The sequence below is a fragment of the Acidithiobacillus sp. IBUN Pt1247-S3 genome, assembly GCF_041146875.1.
Lineage (GTDB): Bacteria > Pseudomonadota > Gammaproteobacteria > Acidithiobacillales > Acidithiobacillaceae > Igneacidithiobacillus.
Window position 1 is genome coordinate 46,786 of sequence record NZ_JBFRXP010000012.1, and the last position, 19,163, is coordinate 65,948.

The 19,163-nt window shown below is 57.4% G+C and carries 14 protein-coding genes and 1 riboswitch; of the genes, 4 read left to right on the forward strand and 10 right to left on the reverse strand.

Annotation, left to right across the window (positions count from 1 at the left end; genetic code table 11):
• Positions 1–8: 8 nt before the first annotated feature.
• The 9 genes from AB4090_RS09735 to AB4090_RS09775 form a co-directional block, all read right to left on the reverse strand.
• On the reverse strand, positions 9–1,520 hold the full coding sequence (locus tag AB4090_RS09735; protein WP_369573676.1) for a hypothetical protein: 1,512 nt from the start codon (positions 1,518–1,520) through the stop codon (positions 9–11).
• Positions 1,517–3,163 carry a tetratricopeptide repeat protein gene (locus AB4090_RS09740; RefSeq protein ID WP_369573677.1) on the reverse strand — a complete coding sequence of 549 codons (1,647 nt, stop codon included), beginning with the start codon at positions 3,161–3,163 and terminating at the stop codon, positions 1,517–1,519. Before AB4090_RS09740 ends, AB4090_RS09735 begins: the two co-directional genes overlap by 4 nt.
• Positions 3,160–4,023 carry a hypothetical protein gene (locus AB4090_RS09745; protein WP_369573678.1) on the reverse strand — a complete coding sequence of 288 codons (864 nt, stop codon included), beginning with the start codon at positions 4,021–4,023 and terminating at the stop codon, positions 3,160–3,162. The genes AB4090_RS09740 and AB4090_RS09745 overlap by 4 nt, the downstream gene beginning before the upstream one ends.
• On the reverse strand, positions 3,989–6,754 hold the full coding sequence (locus tag AB4090_RS09750) for a bifunctional glycoside hydrolase 114/ polysaccharide deacetylase family protein (protein ID WP_369573679.1): 2,766 nt from the start codon (positions 6,752–6,754) through the stop codon (positions 3,989–3,991). Before AB4090_RS09750 ends, AB4090_RS09745 begins: the two co-directional genes overlap by 35 nt.
• A gap of 124 nt (positions 6,755–6,878) precedes the next feature.
• Complete coding sequence (locus tag AB4090_RS09755; RefSeq protein ID WP_369573680.1) at positions 6,879–7,739, reverse strand: phosphoribulokinase; 861 nt, start codon at positions 7,737–7,739, stop codon at positions 6,879–6,881.
• A 91-nt stretch (positions 7,740–7,830) separates the two neighbouring features.
• Complete coding sequence (gene metF / locus AB4090_RS09760) at positions 7,831–8,658, reverse strand: methylenetetrahydrofolate reductase [NAD(P)H] (RefSeq protein ID WP_369573681.1); 828 nt, start codon at positions 8,656–8,658, stop codon at positions 7,831–7,833.
• On the reverse strand, positions 8,658–10,064 hold the full coding sequence (ahcY, locus tag AB4090_RS09765) for an adenosylhomocysteinase (protein WP_369573682.1): 1,407 nt from the start codon (positions 10,062–10,064) through the stop codon (positions 8,658–8,660). The genes metF and ahcY overlap by 1 nt, the downstream gene beginning before the upstream one ends.
• A 17-nt stretch (positions 10,065–10,081) precedes the next feature.
• Positions 10,082–10,162: riboswitch (S-adenosyl-L-homocysteine riboswitch) on the reverse strand.
• 10 nt (positions 10,163–10,172) lie between these two features.
• Complete coding sequence (metK, locus tag AB4090_RS09770) at positions 10,173–11,342, reverse strand: methionine adenosyltransferase (RefSeq protein WP_369573683.1); 1,170 nt, start codon at positions 11,340–11,342, stop codon at positions 10,173–10,175.
• A gap of 115 nt (positions 11,343–11,457) precedes the next feature.
• Positions 11,458–12,054, reverse strand: a complete 597-nt coding sequence (locus tag AB4090_RS09775; protein ID WP_369573684.1) for an outer membrane beta-barrel protein — start codon at positions 12,052–12,054, stop codon at positions 11,458–11,460.
• Between the two features lie 103 nt (positions 12,055–12,157).
• On the opposite strand from AB4090_RS09775, the gene AB4090_RS09780 reads away from it, so the two are divergent.
• Entirely contained in the window at positions 12,158–13,102 is a 945-nt protein-coding gene (locus tag AB4090_RS09780; protein ID WP_369573685.1) for a carbohydrate kinase family protein, read from the forward strand.
• Between the two features lie 2 nt (positions 13,103–13,104).
• Here the strand turns inward: AB4090_RS09780 and AB4090_RS09785 are convergent, their stop codons facing one another.
• Entirely contained in the window at positions 13,105–13,491 is a 387-nt protein-coding gene (locus tag AB4090_RS09785) for a rhodanese-like domain-containing protein (protein ID WP_369573686.1), read from the reverse strand.
• Between the two features lie 135 nt (positions 13,492–13,626).
• On the opposite strand from AB4090_RS09785, the gene AB4090_RS09790 reads away from it, so the two are divergent.
• The 3 genes from AB4090_RS09790 to AB4090_RS09800 are packed head-to-tail and all read left to right on the forward strand — an operon-like array spanning position 13,627 to position 19,163.
• Complete coding sequence (locus AB4090_RS09790; protein WP_369573687.1) at positions 13,627–16,137, forward strand: glycogen/starch/alpha-glucan phosphorylase; 2,511 nt, start codon at positions 13,627–13,629, stop codon at positions 16,135–16,137.
• Between the two features lie 42 nt (positions 16,138–16,179).
• Positions 16,180–17,709 carry a 2,3-bisphosphoglycerate-independent phosphoglycerate mutase gene (gpmI, locus tag AB4090_RS09795; protein WP_369573688.1) on the forward strand — a complete coding sequence of 510 codons (1,530 nt, stop codon included), beginning with the start codon at positions 16,180–16,182 and terminating at the stop codon, positions 17,707–17,709.
• Positions 17,706–19,163: a murein hydrolase activator EnvC gene (locus AB4090_RS09800; protein WP_369573689.1), complete on the forward strand. Its 1,458-nt coding sequence runs from the start codon at positions 17,706–17,708 to the stop codon at positions 19,161–19,163. The genes gpmI and AB4090_RS09800 overlap by 4 nt, the downstream gene beginning before the upstream one ends.

The following is a 19,163-nucleotide window of genomic DNA, read 5'->3' on the forward strand; positions in this document are numbered from 1 at the left end:
TGCGATTCTTAAAAATAAAAACGATACCCGACGCGCACCATGCGCTGATTCAAAGCAAGCCCATTCCCGCCTTGCCCTTGGGCAAAGCCAATACGTAGTCGATCTGGCCCAAAGACTGCGGTACTAACACCCGCATCGACCTGATACTGCGGGCCAAAGCGTGTGTTTTCATAAACGCTTAGGGCGAAGTACGGGGACCAATCACTGGCCAGGGAGCGCTGCCAGGCTCCCCACTGCATGCGTAGCCCAACATCGGCGTAGCTCCCCGGCAAAACAAGATCTGGGTTCCGGGCATCTGGCTGCATTACGTCAGCAAGCACCCCTTGCAACTGACTGACGCGCGTAAGGTTGTGATAATCTGCAAACGGTCCAAGCTGTAGCTCCCAAGGACCGAGAGAATGACGCCAAAGTAAGGAAACTTCGCCATATCGATCGCTTCCCAACGCTTTGCCATCCTGCCCCTGATATTGGCTCCATCCCCCCGTGATGTTGCCCAACCAGGATCCAAATCGCTGTGCCCACTGCAGATCGATACGATTCGTCATGCCCGCAACCGCGAGGGCTGGGCTTTGCAAACTGCGATCGTGATAATCGAAATTTGCCGACAACTCGCCGTTGTCTGTCGCCTGCCACCCGAGAGAAAAACGTCCACTCACAGTGCTTCGTTCTCCCCGATAGGTTCCTACCAAGCCCTCAATCTGCCAACGCGGATCTTGCCAGCGCAGTCCAAGCAAATCGCGGCTACTCCAGGCCGGCACACGCAGTAATTGTGAGGCGGCAGACGCGGATTGCGACAAGGCATCGGCGTCGAAAATCAGGCTCCAGCGGTCACTCCAGGCAAGACGTCCGCGCAAGCGAGGTCCATACAAGTTGAGACCATTAAAACTCTGCCAACTGCCCGCCAAATCGACATAACTGCCACTTTCCCGTACCGCCTCCAGATACTGGCGGCGCAGTAGGCGATCAAACGGGCCCTTTTGTAGCACCAATAATGCGTCACGCCGTGCTTGGCGGTAGCGCCCAAGGTCCATTTGCGCCTGCATACGGTCACGCGCTGGTAAGTCCTGCGGGTGGCGCAAGAGATGAGCCAAAGCAGACGAATCGTGCGTGTGCAGGGCGAGGCTCAATCGTGCCCAGCGCGGTGTGGGCTGGGGATTATTGGCGATCAGCACTTGCGCTAAACCCCAGTACCCATGCGCCAGACTCCAGGATATTGCCGGCAAAAAATCACCCTGGCGTGCTGCTGTGAGCAACACGGAACGGGTCACATTACCGCCCACAGGCGATGCAGCCAAGGCATCGGCAAGGGTATGCAGAGTATCGCGTTTTTGCACCACTTCTAGGTTGGGCGCCGCTCTGCTTGCCGGAGGCAAATGGTCTTCGCCCACCGCGATTCCATCGCTGGTGCCAGGTTGGGCCGAAGCTGGGGGATTACGTTCGCCAGCAGCAAGAGTCACTCCAGAATAAAAACAGATACTTGCCGTCAACAGTGCCAAGACGTTTACCTCTGTACGTCTCATCGAGCACCTCCGTCTCTGACGCGTAAGTCCTGCATACTTTGCCAGGCCGCCTGGCGGCGCAAGGCCCAAGCCAGACCCGTCTGTCCGACGCTACCCCAGAGCGAGGCTTGATTGAGCAAACGTGTTGCTCGCTCACTTGGCACCGCAGGCGGGAGAGTTGCAGCCAAGCGCAGGGCTTGGCGATTCAGATTCAGACGTTCCAGAGCGTTGAGTACCGCATCGCGCATACCCGGCTCCGGTTGCACCGTATTGCCCACCAAAAGCGCTCGCAAGGTACGCACCTGTCCACTATCAATAAGCATCCACAACAGATTATTTTTTGCCACGGTATCTTCGGGGTTGAGCTTGAGGGCTTGCGCATAGGCAAATCCGGCAACGCGATAATCCAAACGTGCATTAGCCCACTGCCCCATAGCCAGCCAATACGCGGGGAAATTTCGCACACCGTCGGGGTCCGATTTTTCGACTGCTTGTAAGAGCCCCCCCAGGGTCTCCCATTGCTTGGCTGTCGCTGCGTAATATAACCCTTCGAAATAAAAGAGCGGGAGCTGATATTTTTTCCAGCCCTGCAAGGCAACCGCGAGAGCCGCCTCGGGCTGCTTCTCTCCACTCAATAGCACCAAGCGCTGCAAATCGTATTGGTTTGCGGCGCCGAGAAGATATAGCGTTTTTTCCGCCTGGAAGGCGGCGGAATTATCATGTAATTCCCAGGCCAAAACTGCGTACAGTTGCCAAAATGGAACATCCTCCAGGGTCGCCTGCGCACGCACCCGCTCCAATGCGGCAAATGCCAGTCGATAATTCCCCTGCATGGATAACAAATGCGCCTCATCAATCGCCAAGGATGGGCTGGAACCATAGTGCCCGGCACTGCGCTGCAATGCACGCAGACTGGTCTCAATATCCCCCATCTGGTAGCTGAGGTAGGCCTTTTGATTCAACAAATAGTGCCGCGAGCCAAAGTGTTGGAGAGCAAAGTCGAGAGCTCGCAAAGCGCGCTCCGGCTCGCCGAGTTCGCCGTAGGCGTAAATCAGCGATTTCCACTGTGCATCGCTGAGCGGACGGGCGCGCGCCGCAGGCGCGAGCATGGCAATAACGATATCGGGGCGTGCCAAGGTCAGGGCCAGCGATACCGCTTTTTCCTGTGCTGCTGCATCACCATGCTCTACCAGCCAATGGAGTTGGCGTAAAACCTCTTCGCGCTGACCTAACCAACCTGCGACCTCGATCAGTCGCTGCCGCCACAGGCGATCATCGGGCCGTTGCTCGACCGCAGTATAGGCTAGGCGATAAGCCTCGTTGAGATTGTGGCTTTGCAAAAAGGCGCTATAGGCCAAGTCATAAAGCTTTTGCGAATATTTCGCCGGAAAGGGCTGCACCACTAAAGGCGGACTGTACCAGGATGGTGATGCACCGCCCTGATCCAGATAACTCATCCCTTTCCCGGATTTTTGACTAGCTTGCAGTTCTGCCGCGAAGGCGTTCGCTACCTCTTTTTGCGCTAGATACTTCGCCCGCCATTGCGCATCGTCGGCGGCGAGACTGCCCGGCGCCTTCCACCAGTCCGTAGGCAGCGTAGTCGCAAATGTCGGTAATGCCGGACACGTCAGCACCAACCCAACAAGGAATGTTCGCAGCCTCATGGCATCTTCTTTACGGGCGCCGCGCGCAGCAACTCGCGATGCAGCCACTGCGCTGCCAGCTCCGGGCGCCCGGCGGACAAGGCCAAGCGCGCCATGGACAACACGACATCGTGGTCGTGCCACAATGCTGGCAACTTCTGCAAAGTCGCTTGCCCAGCTTGCAGGGCCGATTCCGCACCTTTTCCGCCTTCTAGCCAGGCAAGTCCTCGCAGGAAAAATGCTTTCTGCTGCGCGCCATTTTGGCTCTGCTCCGCGAGCTGCAAAAGTAAATCACCCGCCTTTGCGGGCTGATTGCCCGCAGCCCAAGCGCGGACAGCGGCAAGCATGTTAGCGGTCCGCTGCTGTGGATCCAGCTTGGCTGCTTCTGACCAAGCCTGTGCGCTGAGTTCATAGGCACCCAGGGCGAACGCATCTTGTGCAAAACCTTGCCATTGGTCGACTGACCAATCGCCCAGCGCGAACAATCCTGCCAGCTGTGGGCGCAACGCCAGCATAGCCGCCTGACGAGCCGGTGAATCCGCCGGAATGGCGAGAGCCTGGGTTTTGGCAATCCGCCATTGCAGCAGCCGCGCCTGACGATACATCGGCCCCCGCGGGTCCCGCAGAATTGGAGCGATTTGTCGCTGTGCTGCCGGATATTGACCACTACGCAACATCAGTTCGGCGCTCTCCAGTTGCGCCCGGGCATCGGCAGCAGACTCCTGAAAGAAAAGACGTCCATGCCAACCATACTGCCAGGCCACGCCAAATATGACTGCAAGCACGATCGCAACAAACAACAGTACGCTTGCTGGTCGCAGCAGACGCGCCTGATTTGCAAGCCGATCACGTTCCGGGGCAGTGGACATCGACGCGTGCATGCGGTGCGCTGCTTTGTAGCTGTGCGGAACTCGCCACTACTTTGCCGTTCAGTTGCAGCTGACAACCCTGGATGTTGGCAAGATGCAGCTGAACTGGGACAAAACCATCCAATTGCGCCGTAAAACCACCGGCATTTTCTTGAAATGCGCTGATCGGGGCGTTGGCGCTGATAATGTAGGGCACCTTCGGAACACTGGGTTGTAGGGCCAGATATACCGAATCTTGACCATCCATGTGAACATAATAGGCACCATTCGGCGTGTCGTTATAGCCAGCAATTCCTGAACTAGACGAAATATTCGGATAGCCAAGACTTTTCGGCATACGTAGCTCACGCAAATCGGTGGCATTGCCGATCCAGAAACCATCGCCTTGTCGTGCGATGTGAATGGTAAAGAAATTGTTGGCGATATGCGCATAATTTGCGACATACGTGGGGGTGATGGATTGCGTCAGAACCCAGTCATACACCTTCTCCAGCGCCGAAAGAGAAGCAAGCTTGGTCGCCGTATACCAGTGCGTGTAGATGTCGATTGGTTTCAAACGATGGGGCTTATTGGTCATCTCAAAGGTCTGAATGACGTTGATATAGCCCCAGAACGGCCCGTGCCACTGGTTAGTAAAATAGTCTTCGTTCGCGTCGGGGGCAAACACTTGCAGCCATTTACCGCGAAAGATCCCAATCGGTGGGACGGCAGTGATACTCGGGTCTTTCTTACTGATATAACTGTCACCACCGTTGATGTTCATTAGCCCCGCACCATAGGCTAGGCCCACCACCTGCGCATCTGGCTCACAGTCACCCGACCATTGATCGATCACGACCTGTTTATCGGGCGGTGCGAGGTGTTTATCGATCCATTTTGCCGCACCTACTGCTTCCATGTAGGGACTAAATTTGTAACCGGGGACCGGCAGCAAATTGATACCAGGATAATCCTTACCCGCCTCAATTGCCGGCCAATTGAAGGGGTGCGACCACATATGCGAACCAATTTCCACATAGGGTAGACGAAACACCTCCCGCGCCACCTTTGTGCCCAAAGGCGCGAGGGCAGGATACAAACCGCGGTCTCCGGGAAGCAGGTCGCCAACGATTACGGAGCCAGTAAAGGGTAGTTTATATTTCTCCAAAATCCGGTGCATATAGACTTCAGCGGCAATATGGTAGGGCGGGAATTGCGCTCGACTCACAAAACCATCCCCGTCGGTGTGCGCCATAAACAAACGTCGCCCGCTCTCGGTCGTGGTGTCGGGAACCGGCATTTCTGGCAACCGCAGCGCCGCCCGATATAGGGCAAACGGATCAATCAACCAACGAGTATCTTTGTTCGGCAGAGTCCTCAAGATGTAAGGGGACAAAACATAACCACCCCAAGGGGTAATCGCCGCTGCATCCTCGCTCCCACCTGCGGTATCGAGCACGTGCAACCAGACTTGGCTACCCTCTGGCGCAGTCACCGCGAGAAAATCCCGGGTGCTGGCCTCAATTGGCATTTCATAATTCATTTCTTTCGCAGCGCTCGCAACCTCTGCCGAATTCGCCGCCATGGATACTGGGCGAGACATGTTTACCGCTTGGTAAAAGCCAGAGTCGAGATCATCCTGAAAGTCCCCAAGCAGAAGGATCGGAATTCCCGCCTTTTTCGCCTCGCGCAACCAGTGCGAGAGACCCGAGACATCATCAATCGGGTCCCCATCACTCCACAGCACCACTCCTGCATATTCACCAGGATATGCAACTTTAGGTAACCCATCGGCCAAGCGTTGGAACTGCGGAATATAACCAAGGTACTCCAGGGGCATGGCGCCATTGGCGAATGCTTCACTGTACTCTTCTGGGCCAGTGCTGTTGTACAAAATCAATACATGGCGCGGCATCGGTTCACGCAATCCGGCCCCAACGGCCGTCAGTTCGGCATTCGTTACATAGGGAATGAAACCGAGAGACCGGATCTTCTGAGCATCCTCCCACCAACCCTCGCGATTGAGTTTGGTCGGCAAGTAGTCGATAACGATGGCGGGCAACCCATAGGACTGCGCTTTGTGCAACTCCGTGATCAGCGCCTGCCGATTTGTTTCGGATACCTCGCGATAGCTATGGCTAGCTTGATCCCACTCGCGAAACAATGATTCTGCCAAAACCGCGGCCAAATCTTGGTGAATTTGCGGCAACACTGTAAAACCACGATTGGCAATCAACTGGGCTTGCGGATGCGCCGCCTTGATTGCCGCAATGAGATCCACCAACCCCTGTTCCTGCGCCTTCCGTGCCGCACCCTGCGTTACCGCCTCGTAGGAGTCTAGGGTGTCGAGAAAAAATCCTCGGTAGCCCTCTGCCCATATCGGATCGATAATCTTATGCAAGAGATAATCGCGACATTGTGGCTGGGCAAGATCAATGATTTTTCCACCCCATGCTGCGTTCTGTCCCAGCACGCAGGATTTTGGGAGCTGCGCGTAACGGTCGTCACCCGGCGTGGTTTCCCCGATGCTGACATAGGCGAAGATTTTTTGTTGGGGGGAGAAAGCGCTTGGCAGGCGTTCATTGCCGGGGTTCACGACTACCCAATCGAAGTCGCGAAAAGCCGCGGGCGCAGCACCACCGCCATAGTAAAAGCCGACGCTCGGCAACGAAGACGCGTGCACAGGCAATACGCTCATAAAAAGTAGCGTGAGAGCCCCGGTGATCGCCGTAACCAGCAGGTGGCGAACAGAATCTAAGCGCATATACTCCCTCTTTTGATTCGGCAAAAATAACACCATCGGAGATATCGAGCAATTTCAATAGTTCGTCAGAAAAAAGCCGAGGACACGGCCTCGGCTCAATCATCAGAACCAATACCCAGAAACCTTAGCGCTCCGACAACATCCGTTCGATGCGCGGCCCCAAGATCAATTCCATCGCATAGCCCATCTTGTTGCCGGGAATGACGATGCTATTCTTACGCGACATGAAGCTGCCGGGGATCATCTGCAGCAGATAGGGAAAATTCTCCTCCCGATGATCACTAAAGCGGATAACCACCATACTCTCATCAGGCGTGGGGATGTCGCGGGCAATAAAGGGGTTGGAGGTATCGACCATCGGTACGCGCTGGAAATTGATATGCGTGCGACTGAACTGCGGGGTGATATGGTTGATGTAATCCGGCATACGACGCAGGATGGTATCGACAATTGCCTCCGCCGAGTAACCGCGCTGAGCATTGTCGCGATGGATTTTCTGGATCCATTCGAGGTTAACCACCGGTACCACACCTACGAGCAAATCGACATAGTTGGCGACGTCATGCTCTGCGGTCTTCACGCCACCGTGCAGCCCCTCATAGAAGAGCAAATCGGTACCCGAAGGGATATCCTGCCAGGGGGTAAACGTGCCCGGCGCATTACCCCGTAGCTCTGCCTCGGCATCGTCGTGTACATAATAACGCATCTTGCCGGCGCCCGTTTCGCCATACTCTCGGAATAGGGCTTCCAAGGCGCCGAAATCATTTCCTTCTGGGCCGAAGTGGCTGATGGTCTTACCCTCGGCTGCGGCCTTGGCGATCGCCTCGCGCATCTCCACACGATTATAGCGATGAAAACTATCGCCCTCGATCACTACCGGGTTGACCTCCAAGCGATGAAAGACGTCATGAAAGGCGTGCTTGACCGTAGTAGTACCCGCACCCGAGGAGCCGGTCACCGCAATGACGGGATGTTTTTTCGACATGGAAATACTCCTTGTAGATTAAAGAAACTATTGGGTGCGGAGGGGAACGCACGAGATTAGCTGGGAGTGTATATCAGCGCAGCGGAATCGCTCAAATATCCAGACGTTGCGCAATGGCCAGAGTAGCGTCTGCCTGATTCAGGGTATAAAAATGTAGCCCCGGCGCGCCTTCCCGTAACAGGAGACTGCATTGGCGCGCCACCGCATCGGCGGCAATTTCCCGCTGTACCTCGGGATCGTCGGCGTAGGATTCCAACAACAAACGCAAATAACGCGGGATCTCCGCGCCGCACTGGGCAGAAAAACGCGAAATCTGCTCATAGTTGTGGATCGGCATCACCCCTACCAGCACCGGCACCGTTACACCACGCCGCGCCAACAAATCACGCAGCTGCAGATAGGCATCGGGGTTGTAAAAATACTGGGTAATGAGGGCATCTACGCCGGCCTCGACCTTGGCCACCAGATAGTCGATATCCAGACGGGCATGTTCGGCCTGTGGATGCACCTCGGGGTAGGCCGAGGCGAGAATCTCGAAACCGCCAAAGTCGCGGATGAACGCCACCAAGTCGCTGGCATGACGGAAGAATCCCGGGTTTTCCATACCTTCGGGCAGATCGCCGCGTAACGCCACGATACGGCGCACGCCCCAGCCCCGATATTGTTGCAAGAGTTCGCGAATCCCTGTCTCGGTGGACCCGATACAGGTCAGATGTGGCACCGCCTCATAGCCATCCTGCTGCTGAATGAGGCGCACCGTGGCCAGGGTACGCTCCTGGGTAGAACCCCCTGCCCCATAGGTGACAGAGGCGTAAGCGGGACGCAAGGCCGCCAGGGCAGCCATGCTCTCACGCAAACGCTCCTCGCCAGCGGGATTCTTCGGTGGAAAAAATTCCACCGAGATTTCCGGCCCGGCCATCAGTAGCGGTAGGCGTCGTTTTTGAACGGGCCATCCACCGGCACGCCCAAGTACCCCGCCTGCTCCGTGGTCAACTGGGTAATCACCCCGGCAAAGCCCTCTACCATATAACGCGCCACTTCTTCGTCGAGGTTTTTCGGCAATACATCCACGCGGATTGCTTGGGCCTTCTCCAGCGCCGGGAGCTTGGCGAAGCCTTCCTGGTAGAGGTGGATCTGCGCTAGCACTTGGTTGGCAAAGGAGCCGTCCATAATGCGGCTGGGGTGGCCAGTGGCATTGCCGAGGTTAACCAGACGGCCTTCCGAAAGCAGGATCAAGTAGTCATTGCTGGCCGGATCGGCCTTGCCACTAGCAGTCGTATCGCGATAGACCTTGTGCACCTGTGGCTTCACCTCTTCCCAAGCCCAGCTCTTGCGCATGTAGGCGGTGTCGATCTCATTGTCGAAATGGCCAATGTTGCAAACCACTGCGCCATTCTTGAGTGCCGCCAGCATGCGCGGGTTGCAGACGTTGTAGTTGCCCGTTGCGGTAACCAAGAGATCCGTCTGCGCCAAAAGATCACGGTTGATGCAGGCATCCGAGCCATCGTCCACGCCGTTGCTGTAGGGAGACACCACCTCGTAGCCATCCATGCACGCCTGCATGGCACAAATCGGATCAATCTCGGTCACCCGCACGATCATGCCTTCCTGACGCAACGAGGCGGCGGAACCCTTACCGACGTCACCATAGCCGAGCACCAGGGCGCGCTTACCAGAGAGCAGATGATCTGTGGCGCGCTTGATGGCGTCGTTCAAGGAATGACGACAGCCATACTTGTTGTCGTTCTTGCTCTTGGTCACCGCATCGTTGACGTTAATGGCCGGAATCTTGAGACTGCCTTCCTTGAGCATCTCCCAGAGGCGGTGCACGCCGGTGGTGGTCTCTTCCGACACCCCATGGATTTCGCTCAGCATTTCCGGGTGCTTCTCGTGCAGCAGGCCGGTGAGATCACCGCCATCGTCGAGGACCATGTTCGGTTTCCAGCCCCCTGGCCCCGTGATGGTCTGCTCCACGCACCACCAGTATTCCTCCTCCGTCTCCCCCTTCCAGGCAAACACGGGAATACCCGCCGCGGCAATGGCTGCCGCCGCTTGATCCTGGGTAGAGAAGATATTGCAGGAAGACCAGCGCACCTGCGCACCCAAAGCCACCAGGGTCTCAATGAGTACAGCGGTCTGGATGGTCATATGGATACAACCGGCAATGCGCGCGCCCTTGAGCGGTTGCTCGGCGCGATACTTTTCACGGATGCGCATTAGGGCGGGCATTTCGGTTTCGGCAATCCGCACTTCCTGGCGTCCCCAGCCAGCCAGGGACAGGTCAGCAACTTTATAATCGGCGTTATCTTGCAACACGGCATTCATCGGGGTTCAGCTCCTTTGAAAGACGAGCGCGGTTGAAGCAACAACCCGCACCCGAGCCTGACCGCCTGGAAACAGCGGCTGCAGCGCCCCTCGGGTCGGGTTGGAGAATCAGTTCAGGCCAGCCGCCGACCGCAGGGCCGCGGCGCGATCGGTACGCTCCCAGGTAAATTCCGGCTCTTCCCGGCCAAAGTGTCCGTAGGCGGCCGTCTTACCGTAGATGGGACGCAGCAGGTCGAGCATCTGGATGATACCCTTGGGGCGCAGGTCAAAGTGCTCACGCACGATAGCGGCAATGCGGTCGTCATCAATAACACCAGTGCCAAAGGTATCGACCATCAGGCTCACCGGCTGGGAAACGCCGATGGCATACGCCACCTGCACCTCGCAACGTTTGGCCAGGCCGGCGGCGACGATGTTCTTGGCCACGTAGCGCCCGGCATAGGAAGAAGAGCGATCAACCTTGGACGGATCCTTGCCGGAGAAGGCGCCGCCACCGTGGCTACCCTGGCCACCGTAGGTATCGACGATGATCTTGCGCCCGGTCAGACCGCAATCGCCTACGGGTCCGCCAATCACGAAACGACCGGTGGGGTTAATGAAATAATTAGTGCCCTTGTGCAACATCTCCGGCGGCAGCACCGGCTTGATGATCTCTTCGCGCACGGCCTCTACCAAGTCGGCATGGCTCACGTCCGGGCTGTGCTGGGTGGAGAGGACAACGGCGTCGATGGCCACTGGCCGACCATCCTCATAACGCACTGTTACCTGACTCTTGGCATCGGGGCGCAGCCAGGGCAAGCGCCCGTCTTTGCGCACCATCGCTTGGCGTTCCGTCAGGCGATGGGCAAAGTAGATGGGCGTGGGCATGAGTACGTCGGTTTCATCACAGGCAAAACCAAACATCAAACCTTGGTCGCCGGCCCCCTGGTCCAGATCCAGGCCCTTGCCCTCATCCACGCCCTGGGCAATATCTGGCGACTGTTTGTCGAGGGTCTGGACGACTGCACAAGAGGCCCAGTCAAAACCCATCTCCGAAGAGTCATAACCAATACGGCGTACTGTCTGGCGCGCCACGTCGGCATAATCGACCTGAGCGCTAGTGGTAATTTCGCCTGCGAGAACAATCAGGCCGGTAGTGATCAGGGTTTCTGCGGCAACCCGCCCTTGCGGGTCCTTGGCCAGAATGGCGTCGAGAATGGCATCGGAAATCTGATCCGCGACCTTATCGGGATGGCCTTCGGATACGGACTCGGAGGTGAACAGATGGGATTTGGACATACGGACGGCTCCTCGGCTGTTACTGGCGATGTCAATCGCAGAAAAGTCGTCCAAATATAGCAGAGGGATTCGCTACGCGAAAATGAAAGGCGCTCATTACGAGCGCGAAAAGCCCTCAAGGTTCAGAGCGAGTAGGTGCAATGATGGGGAAGGCGCGCGTGTTGTCGTTGCCACCCCAAAAATAGGAGATACCACCCGTCACCTGGATATTGTTCAGTGCACCACCCTGGGGTTGCGGGGTATCGAAAAGCAGTTGGTCCTGCAGCCCGAGGCGCAGACCGAAATGATCGCCAAGGCGCTGTTCATAACCCAGACCAAAGATTCCCATGACCGAGGTTCCACGTCCGGTTTGTTGATTGAACAAATCACTGGAAGCACCGAGCCCGAGGGACAAGTAGGGCGAAGAGGCCCCGGAAAAGGCATAGTAGTTCCCGATAACGGAACCACTGTATTGATTGGCGCTAGTCTTGTTTTGATCTTGCAGACGCGCAAAGGCCGAGGCCACCTGCCACTCAATACCCAAGTGCTGACCGAGCCGTTGCCCCACGCGCAGACCCAAGGTGCCGCCCCCATCCAGATGACTCCCAGGCCCGAAGAAGGTATTACCGCCAAAGAGGTTCACGTAGGGCTGATCGGACGCAGCCAGCGCCGCGACTGGCGCAGCAAGCAGCCCGGCAAACAGCAATCCATAGAAAAACCCGCGCCCATTCATGATTCGCACCCACAAACGACTCTGTCGTATAATGACCACAGTGTAGCCCCGATTCGTTCAAATTACCACTACCATCCGTTGCAAAAAATCAACAGGAGTTTCCATGCCTACCATCATTTGCGGTTCTCTGGCCTTCGACACCATCATGGTCTTCCAGGACCGTTTTAAGGAACATATCCTGCCCGACCGCGTACACATGCTCAATGTATCGTTCACGGTACCGCAGATGCGTCGCGACTTTGGTGGCTGCGCCGGCAATATTGCCTACAACCTCAAATTGTTGGGTGGCGAGCCCTTGATCGTCGGTACGGTAGGGCAGGATTTTGGTCCCTATGCCCAGCACTTGCAGGATCTCGGCATCGCCCAGACGCACATCGCCACACGCAGCGATCAATACACCGCTCAGGCTTTCATTACCACCGATCTAGACGACAATCAGATCACCGCCTTTCACCCCGGGGCAATGATGCAGGCGGGAAAAAACCACCTTGCCGGGCACATGCCGACTGACAGCCGCTGGGCCATTGTTGCGCCGGATGGTTTAGATGCGATGGTGCAACATTTGGCCGATCTGCATTCCGCTGGCGTACAGACCATTTTCGATCCCGGCCAGGCCCTGCCGCTCTTTGATGGCGACACCTTACGCAAAGCGATCAGCGACGCGGATTATCTCAGCGTCAACGATTACGAGTGCGGCATGGTCCAGGCGCGCACCGGCTGGGACCTGTCGACGCTGCGCAGCAAGCTCAAAGCACTCGTCGTTACCCACGGGGAACAAGGTTCACGCATCTATCAGGGCGCGGAAGAAATTGAAATTCCCGCCGCCAAGCCGCATGCCGTCATCGACCCCACGGGCTGCGGTGATGCCTATCGCGCCGGCTTGCTCTATGGTCTGGAGCGCAATCTACCCTGGGCGACCTGTGGGCGCATCGCTTCGCTCATGGGCGCGTACAAAATTGAGATTGCCGGCACGCAAAATCATCACTTCACCCGCGCCGAATTCGCGCAGCGCTATCAAGAAAATTTTGCCGAAGTCCTGCCCAACTGAACTCAGGATTCGATGGGCTTATCCTCGGCCTCCCAGACCACCATACCACCAGCGAGGCTGTAGACTTGGGTAAAACCCATTTGTAACAAGGTGACAGCGGCAAAGGCGGAGCGCGTGCCACTGTCACAGTACAACAGCACTCGGCGCTCCCGCGCCTTGGATAATGCCGGATGCGCCTTGCCATATTCCAGGTCTGCCAACGCTTCCAGGTGCCCCCGTGGCACATGATGCGCACCAGGCAAACGTGCCTTGCAAAAGTCCTCTACCTCGCGCACATCAACAATCAACACATCTTCGCCTGCATCCAGCCATTCCTCGACGCGGTCGCAATCTACCTCATTGATCTGCGCGCGTGCGTCGCGAATAAAGTCTGCCAACGACTTTGCCATCATCAATTTCTCCATAAGAGTAACGTGAATACACAACTTGGCGAGCCTGCTGGCAAAAAGCAATAGGGGAAGCTCTTCTCATCCCTATAAAAAAGTTCTATGCTCGATCTGTATCCTGCCCCGAAGGAGCCCGCCATGAACCGCAAACGTAGCAAGAGCGCTGAATGTACCCTTCCCGCCTTGGCCATGGATGCCGAAGCCCTTTGTCAGGACACCCAGCATTATCTCTTCCGCACGCTGGGCATTCCCATTGCTCAGGCGGGCGCGGGTACATACGCGCGCAGCGTCTACACCGCTCTCGGTATGGCCCTACGCGATCGCTTGGTAGAGCGCTGGAACCAGACCGAAGAACAGCGCAGCGCGATGCAAGGAAAACGGGCGTTTTATCTCTCTCTAGAATTTTTGCTTGGGCGCAGCCTGAATAATACCCTGCTCAATCTGGGGCTCGAAGATGCAGCGCACAGCACTCTGGACGCACAAGGTTGGGAACTGGCCGAATTGGCCGAGAAGGAGGCCGATGCCGGTCTCGGTAATGGCGGCCTTGGGCGCCTGGCTGCCTGTTTTCTCGATAGCTGCGCGAGCCTCGCCCTGCCGGTAACCGGCTATGGCATCCGCTACGCCTACGGCATGTTCCGCCAAGAAATCCGTCATGGCGAACAGCTCGAGGAGCCTGACCATTGGCTGAAAAATGGCTACCCCTGGGAGATCAAGCGTCCAGATCGCGTGCGCCGCATCCCCTACGGCGGGCACACCGAAACGTATATCGATGCGGCCGGCAAAAGCCGCTTTCGCTGGGTAGGTACTCACGATGTCCTGGCTGTTCCCTACGACATTCCAATTCCCGGCTATGCCAATGGCGTGGTCAACACCCTGCGTCTGTGGCGCGCCGCCGCAACGGATGTTTTCGATCTGGGGGAATTCAATGCCGGCGCCTATCCCGAGGCGGTTGCCGCCAAGAATGCTGCCGAGCACATCAGTATGGTGCTCTATCCCAACGACAGCAGTGAGAATGGCAAGGAATTACGCCTGCGCCAGCAATATTTCTTGGCTTCGGCCAGCTTGCAGGACGTGTTGGCCGACTGGACGGCAAGCCATGGGGAAAAATTCTCCCAATTCGCGGCGCAGCACGTCTTTCAGCTCAATGACACGCACCCCAGCATCTCGGTGGCCGAACTGATGCGCCTGCTAATCGATGAGCATGGTCTCGATTGGGATGCCGCCTGGGCCATCACCAGTAAAACCATGGCCTACACGAATCACACCCTGCTCCCGGAGGCTTTGGAGCGCTGGCCCGTGCGCCTATTCCGCCAACTCTTACCGCGGGTGCTGGAGATCATCTACGAGATCAACGCCCGCTTCCTGCGCGAGGTAGCGCGCCAGCACCCCGGCGACAGTGATCTGCTCAGCCGCGTATCGCTGATCGAAGAAGGCCCCGATCCGATGGTACGTATGGCCAATCTGGCGGTGGTGGGGAGCTTTTCCGTCAATGGTGTTGCGGCACTGCACACCGAGCTGCTCTGCAAGGAGCTTTTCCATGACTTTTACCAGCTCTGGCCCGAACGCTTCAACAACAAAACCAATGGCGTCACCCCGCGCCGCTGGCTCCAGTCTGCCAATCCCGAGCTGTGCAAATTGATCAGCGGCAAGATTGGCAGCGATTGGCAGCAGGACCTGGCCGGACTACAAGCCCTCGCCCCCTTTGCCGACGATAGTCGTTTCCGTAAAAGCTGGGCCAAGGTCCGCGCCGCCAACAAGGCGGTCCTATTGGAGATCATTGCCGAGCAAACCGGCGTCACGATGATCCCTGGCGCCCTGCTCGACACCCAGGTCAAACGCATCCATGAGTACAAGCGTCAGCTACTCAACGCCCTGCATGTAGTGCACCTCTATGATCGCATCAAACGTGGTGATCTGGAGGGCTTCACACCGCGCAATGTGCTCTTCGCTGGCAAAGCAGCTCCGGGCTACTTTATGGCCAAACGGATCATACGCTTCATCAACGAAATCGCGCGTACCATCAATGCCGACCCGGATACCGAGGGCTTGTTGCGGGTCGTTTTTCTGCCCGATTATCGGGTATCGTTGATGGAAAAAATTTGTACGGCTACCGATCTCTCGGAGCAGATTTCCACTGCCGGCAAGGAGGCATCGGGTACCGGCAACATGAAATTCATGATGAACGGAGCGTTGACGATCGGCACTCTTGACGGCGCCAACATCGAGATTCGCGAAGCAGTAGGCGCGGAACATTTTTTCCTTTTTGGTCTCAATGCAGAGGAGGTCACGCATCTACGGCCACAATATCAACCACAACATTTCGTCGACGCCGACATGGATCTGGAGCGGGTGCTGCAACTCGTACGCAGTGGCTATTTCAATCCCTACGACTTTGGCCTCTTCGATTGCCTACTCGACGCCGTGCTCTCGCCGCACGATCCCTGGATGGTGCTTGCCGACTTCACCAGCTACCGGCAGAAGCAACAGGAAGTAGCGGAGCTCTGGCGCGATCAGGAGGAATGGCTGCGCTTTAGCATCCGCAATAGCGCGGCCAGCGGGGTCTTTTCCAGCGATCGGACCATCCGTGAATACAATACCGATATTTGGCACCTGAAGCCGTTGGTAGCGGAAGGCGGCAGTCTTGGCTAGAATCCGCGCTACAGTAGACAACGGTTTTTTGCAAGGAGCCACGTGAGCACGTCGTCCGTTCGCCCTATAGTACTGCTCATTCTCGATGGTTGGGGCTATCGGGAAGCGGCGGAGGATAATGCCATCGCGCAGGCCCACACGCCGCATTGGGACAGCTGGTGGAAGACCCACCCACATACCTTGCTGCAGGCATCTGAGGCATCGGTAGGCCTGCCCCGTGGGCAGATGGGCAACAGCGAGGTGGGGCATATCAATATCGGTGCTGGCCGGGTAGTCTATCAGGAATACGAGCGTATCAACCGCGCCATTGCCGACGGTAGCTTTTATCACAACGCCGCGCTGGTGGAGGCGGTGGACGCGGCGCAAAAGCAGGGCAAGGCCGTGCATATTCTCGGCCTGCTCTCTCCCGGTGGTGTGCACTCCCACGAAAATCACCTGATTGCCGGTTTGCGCCTGGCGCGCCAACGTGGCGCCGAGCACGTATATTTGCATGCCTTTCTCGACGGTCGCGATACGGCCCCCCGTTCGGCAGCCGCCTCACTACGCAAAATAGAAGACGCCTTGGCGCGCGAGGGCGGCCGCCTCGCCACCCTAATCGGACGCTATTATGCCATGGACCGCGACCACCGCTGGGACCGGGTACAAAAGGCGTATGACTTGATTACCCAGGGCACGGGTACGGAATATCCCAGTGCCGAAGCGGCGCTGGAAGCTGCCTACACGCAAGTAGAGAGCGATGAATTTGTGCCCGCGGCACGTATCGGGCCGGCGGTGCGCGTGGAGGATGGCGATAGCATCATCTTCCTCAATTTTCGTTCCGACCGTGCGCGGCAAATTACTCGCGCCTTCGTCGAAGAGGGGTTTTCCGGATTTCCGCGCGCCGTCGTACCCAAACTTGCGGCCTTTGTTACGCTTACGGAGTACAGCGAGCAGTTTCCAGTGGCGGTCGCCTACCCCCCCACCCGCCTGCGTAACACCTTCGGCGAGTGGGTTTCCCGCTTTGGTCTGCGCCAGCTGCGTATCGCCGAGACCGAAAAATACGCGCACGTCACCTTTTTCTTTAATGGTGGTGAAGAGCAGGTATTTGCCGGCGAAGATCGCATTCTCATTCCTTCTCCTGCCGTCGCCACTTATGATCTACAGCCAGAAATGAGTGTGCCAGATCTGGCCGAGCGCCTCGTCGCCGAGGTTCAGGCCGGGCGCTACGACGTCATCATCTGCAACATTGCCAATCCGGACATGGTGGGGCACAGTGGCAAGCTGGCTGCCGCCACCGCTGCAGTTGAGGCCGTAGACCAAGCCCTAGGGCGCATTGTACCGGCGGTGCGGGCGCAGGGCGGCGAGGTCCTGATCACTGCTGATCATGGCAATGTCGAGCAAATGCTCGATCCCGAGACCGGCCAGGCGCATACCGCGCACACCTGTAATCCTGTACCCTTGCTTTATATTGGTCGTTCGGCCCGCCTACAGGAAAGTGGCGCGTTGGAAGACTTGGCACCAACACTACTGCAGCTCCTAGGCCTGCCCAAGGCCCCTGAGATGGGCGGAAAAAGTCTGATCGAGAACACGTGAAACACCTGATTCCCTCTGCCGTCTTGCTGACCAGTACAGTTCTCTATCTAGGCATCGGCGCCGCCAACGCGAGCAACTTGCCGCAAAAGATCCACGAGAGTAAGGCACGTCTGCAGTCCATCCACCAGAACGTGTCGACCTTGCAGGCGCAGTTAGCCGACAAACAGAAAACCCAGACCGAACTGCGCGCCGAAATTGCGCAGTTAGACCAACGCATCCAAGCCACGCAAGGGCAGCTCAGCAAAATTCAGGGCCATCGGCAACAAACGCAACAAGAAATCCGTACACTGCAAGGTCAAATCGACAAACTGCAAGAAGAGCTTCAGGCACAGAAAGGAATCCTCACCGATCAGTTGCGCGCCGCCTATATGTTGGGCGGCGAAACCCCGTTGGCGGTATGGCTACAAACCGAGAAGCCTGCCGAGATTGGTCGTCTCAGCGTCTATTATCAGGCCCTAGCCAAGGCGCGCCTCGAACTGATCAGCAAAACCCAAACGACGGGGAAAGAAATCACCCAGACTCAGGAGCAAAAGAAGAAACAGGAGGCGCATCTCACGCAACTGGCCACGCAAACTCAAGACCAGGAAAAGACGCTAGAGGGACAACGTAATCAGCATGCCAACCTGGAAGAGCAATTGGTAAAACGCATTGCCGCAGATCAGGCAAAAATTGCCAACCTGGAGGCTAATGCCAACATTCTCAATGGCTTGGTCAACCGGCTCTCGACGCAATACGCCCAGCAACTCGCTGCCGAAAGGGCGGCAGCGGCGCGACGAGCGGCTGAAGCCGCGGCGCGCAAGCGGGCAGCCGAACGCCTGGCAGCACAGCGGCTTGCGGCAGCGCAGCGAGCCGCTGCTCAGGCTGCCGCAGAGCGCCGTGCTGCGGCCCACGCCGCCGCACAAGAACGGGCCGAGATCGCTGCCAAGGCTGCCGCAGAACAAAAGCGCGCAGAACAATTGCAGCGCGAAATCCATCAGGCGCCGCCGCCCCCGGCAATTCCCGTGCAACCGCCCAAGATTGCCACCGTAACACCTGTGGCTCCCAGTGCGCCGCCGCCAAGCACGAATGCCGTCGGCCACGGGAGCTTCCCGCCGCCGGTAAGCGCTCCCGTGCGGTACCTCTTTGGCACCCCGCGCGTACATGGTGGACCGAACTGGCAGGGAATCACTTTTGCCGCGGCACCGGGGACGCCGGTACATGCCATCGCGCCGGGCATGGTCTTGTACGCCGGCCCGCTACGTGGCTATGGCGAGATCGTCATCGTGCAGCAAGCGAACCTGGTCTTGGCCATCTATGGACACTTGGCCAAACCCGCGGTGCAGGTCGGCGAGAAGCTGCAAACGGGAAGCCTCTTGGGTGGTGTTGGTAGCGGTGGAGAAATGGGCAACGACGGTCTCTACCTTGAGATTCGCAGCCAAGGTCATCCCGTTAACCCCCTGAATTTTATTCGTTAA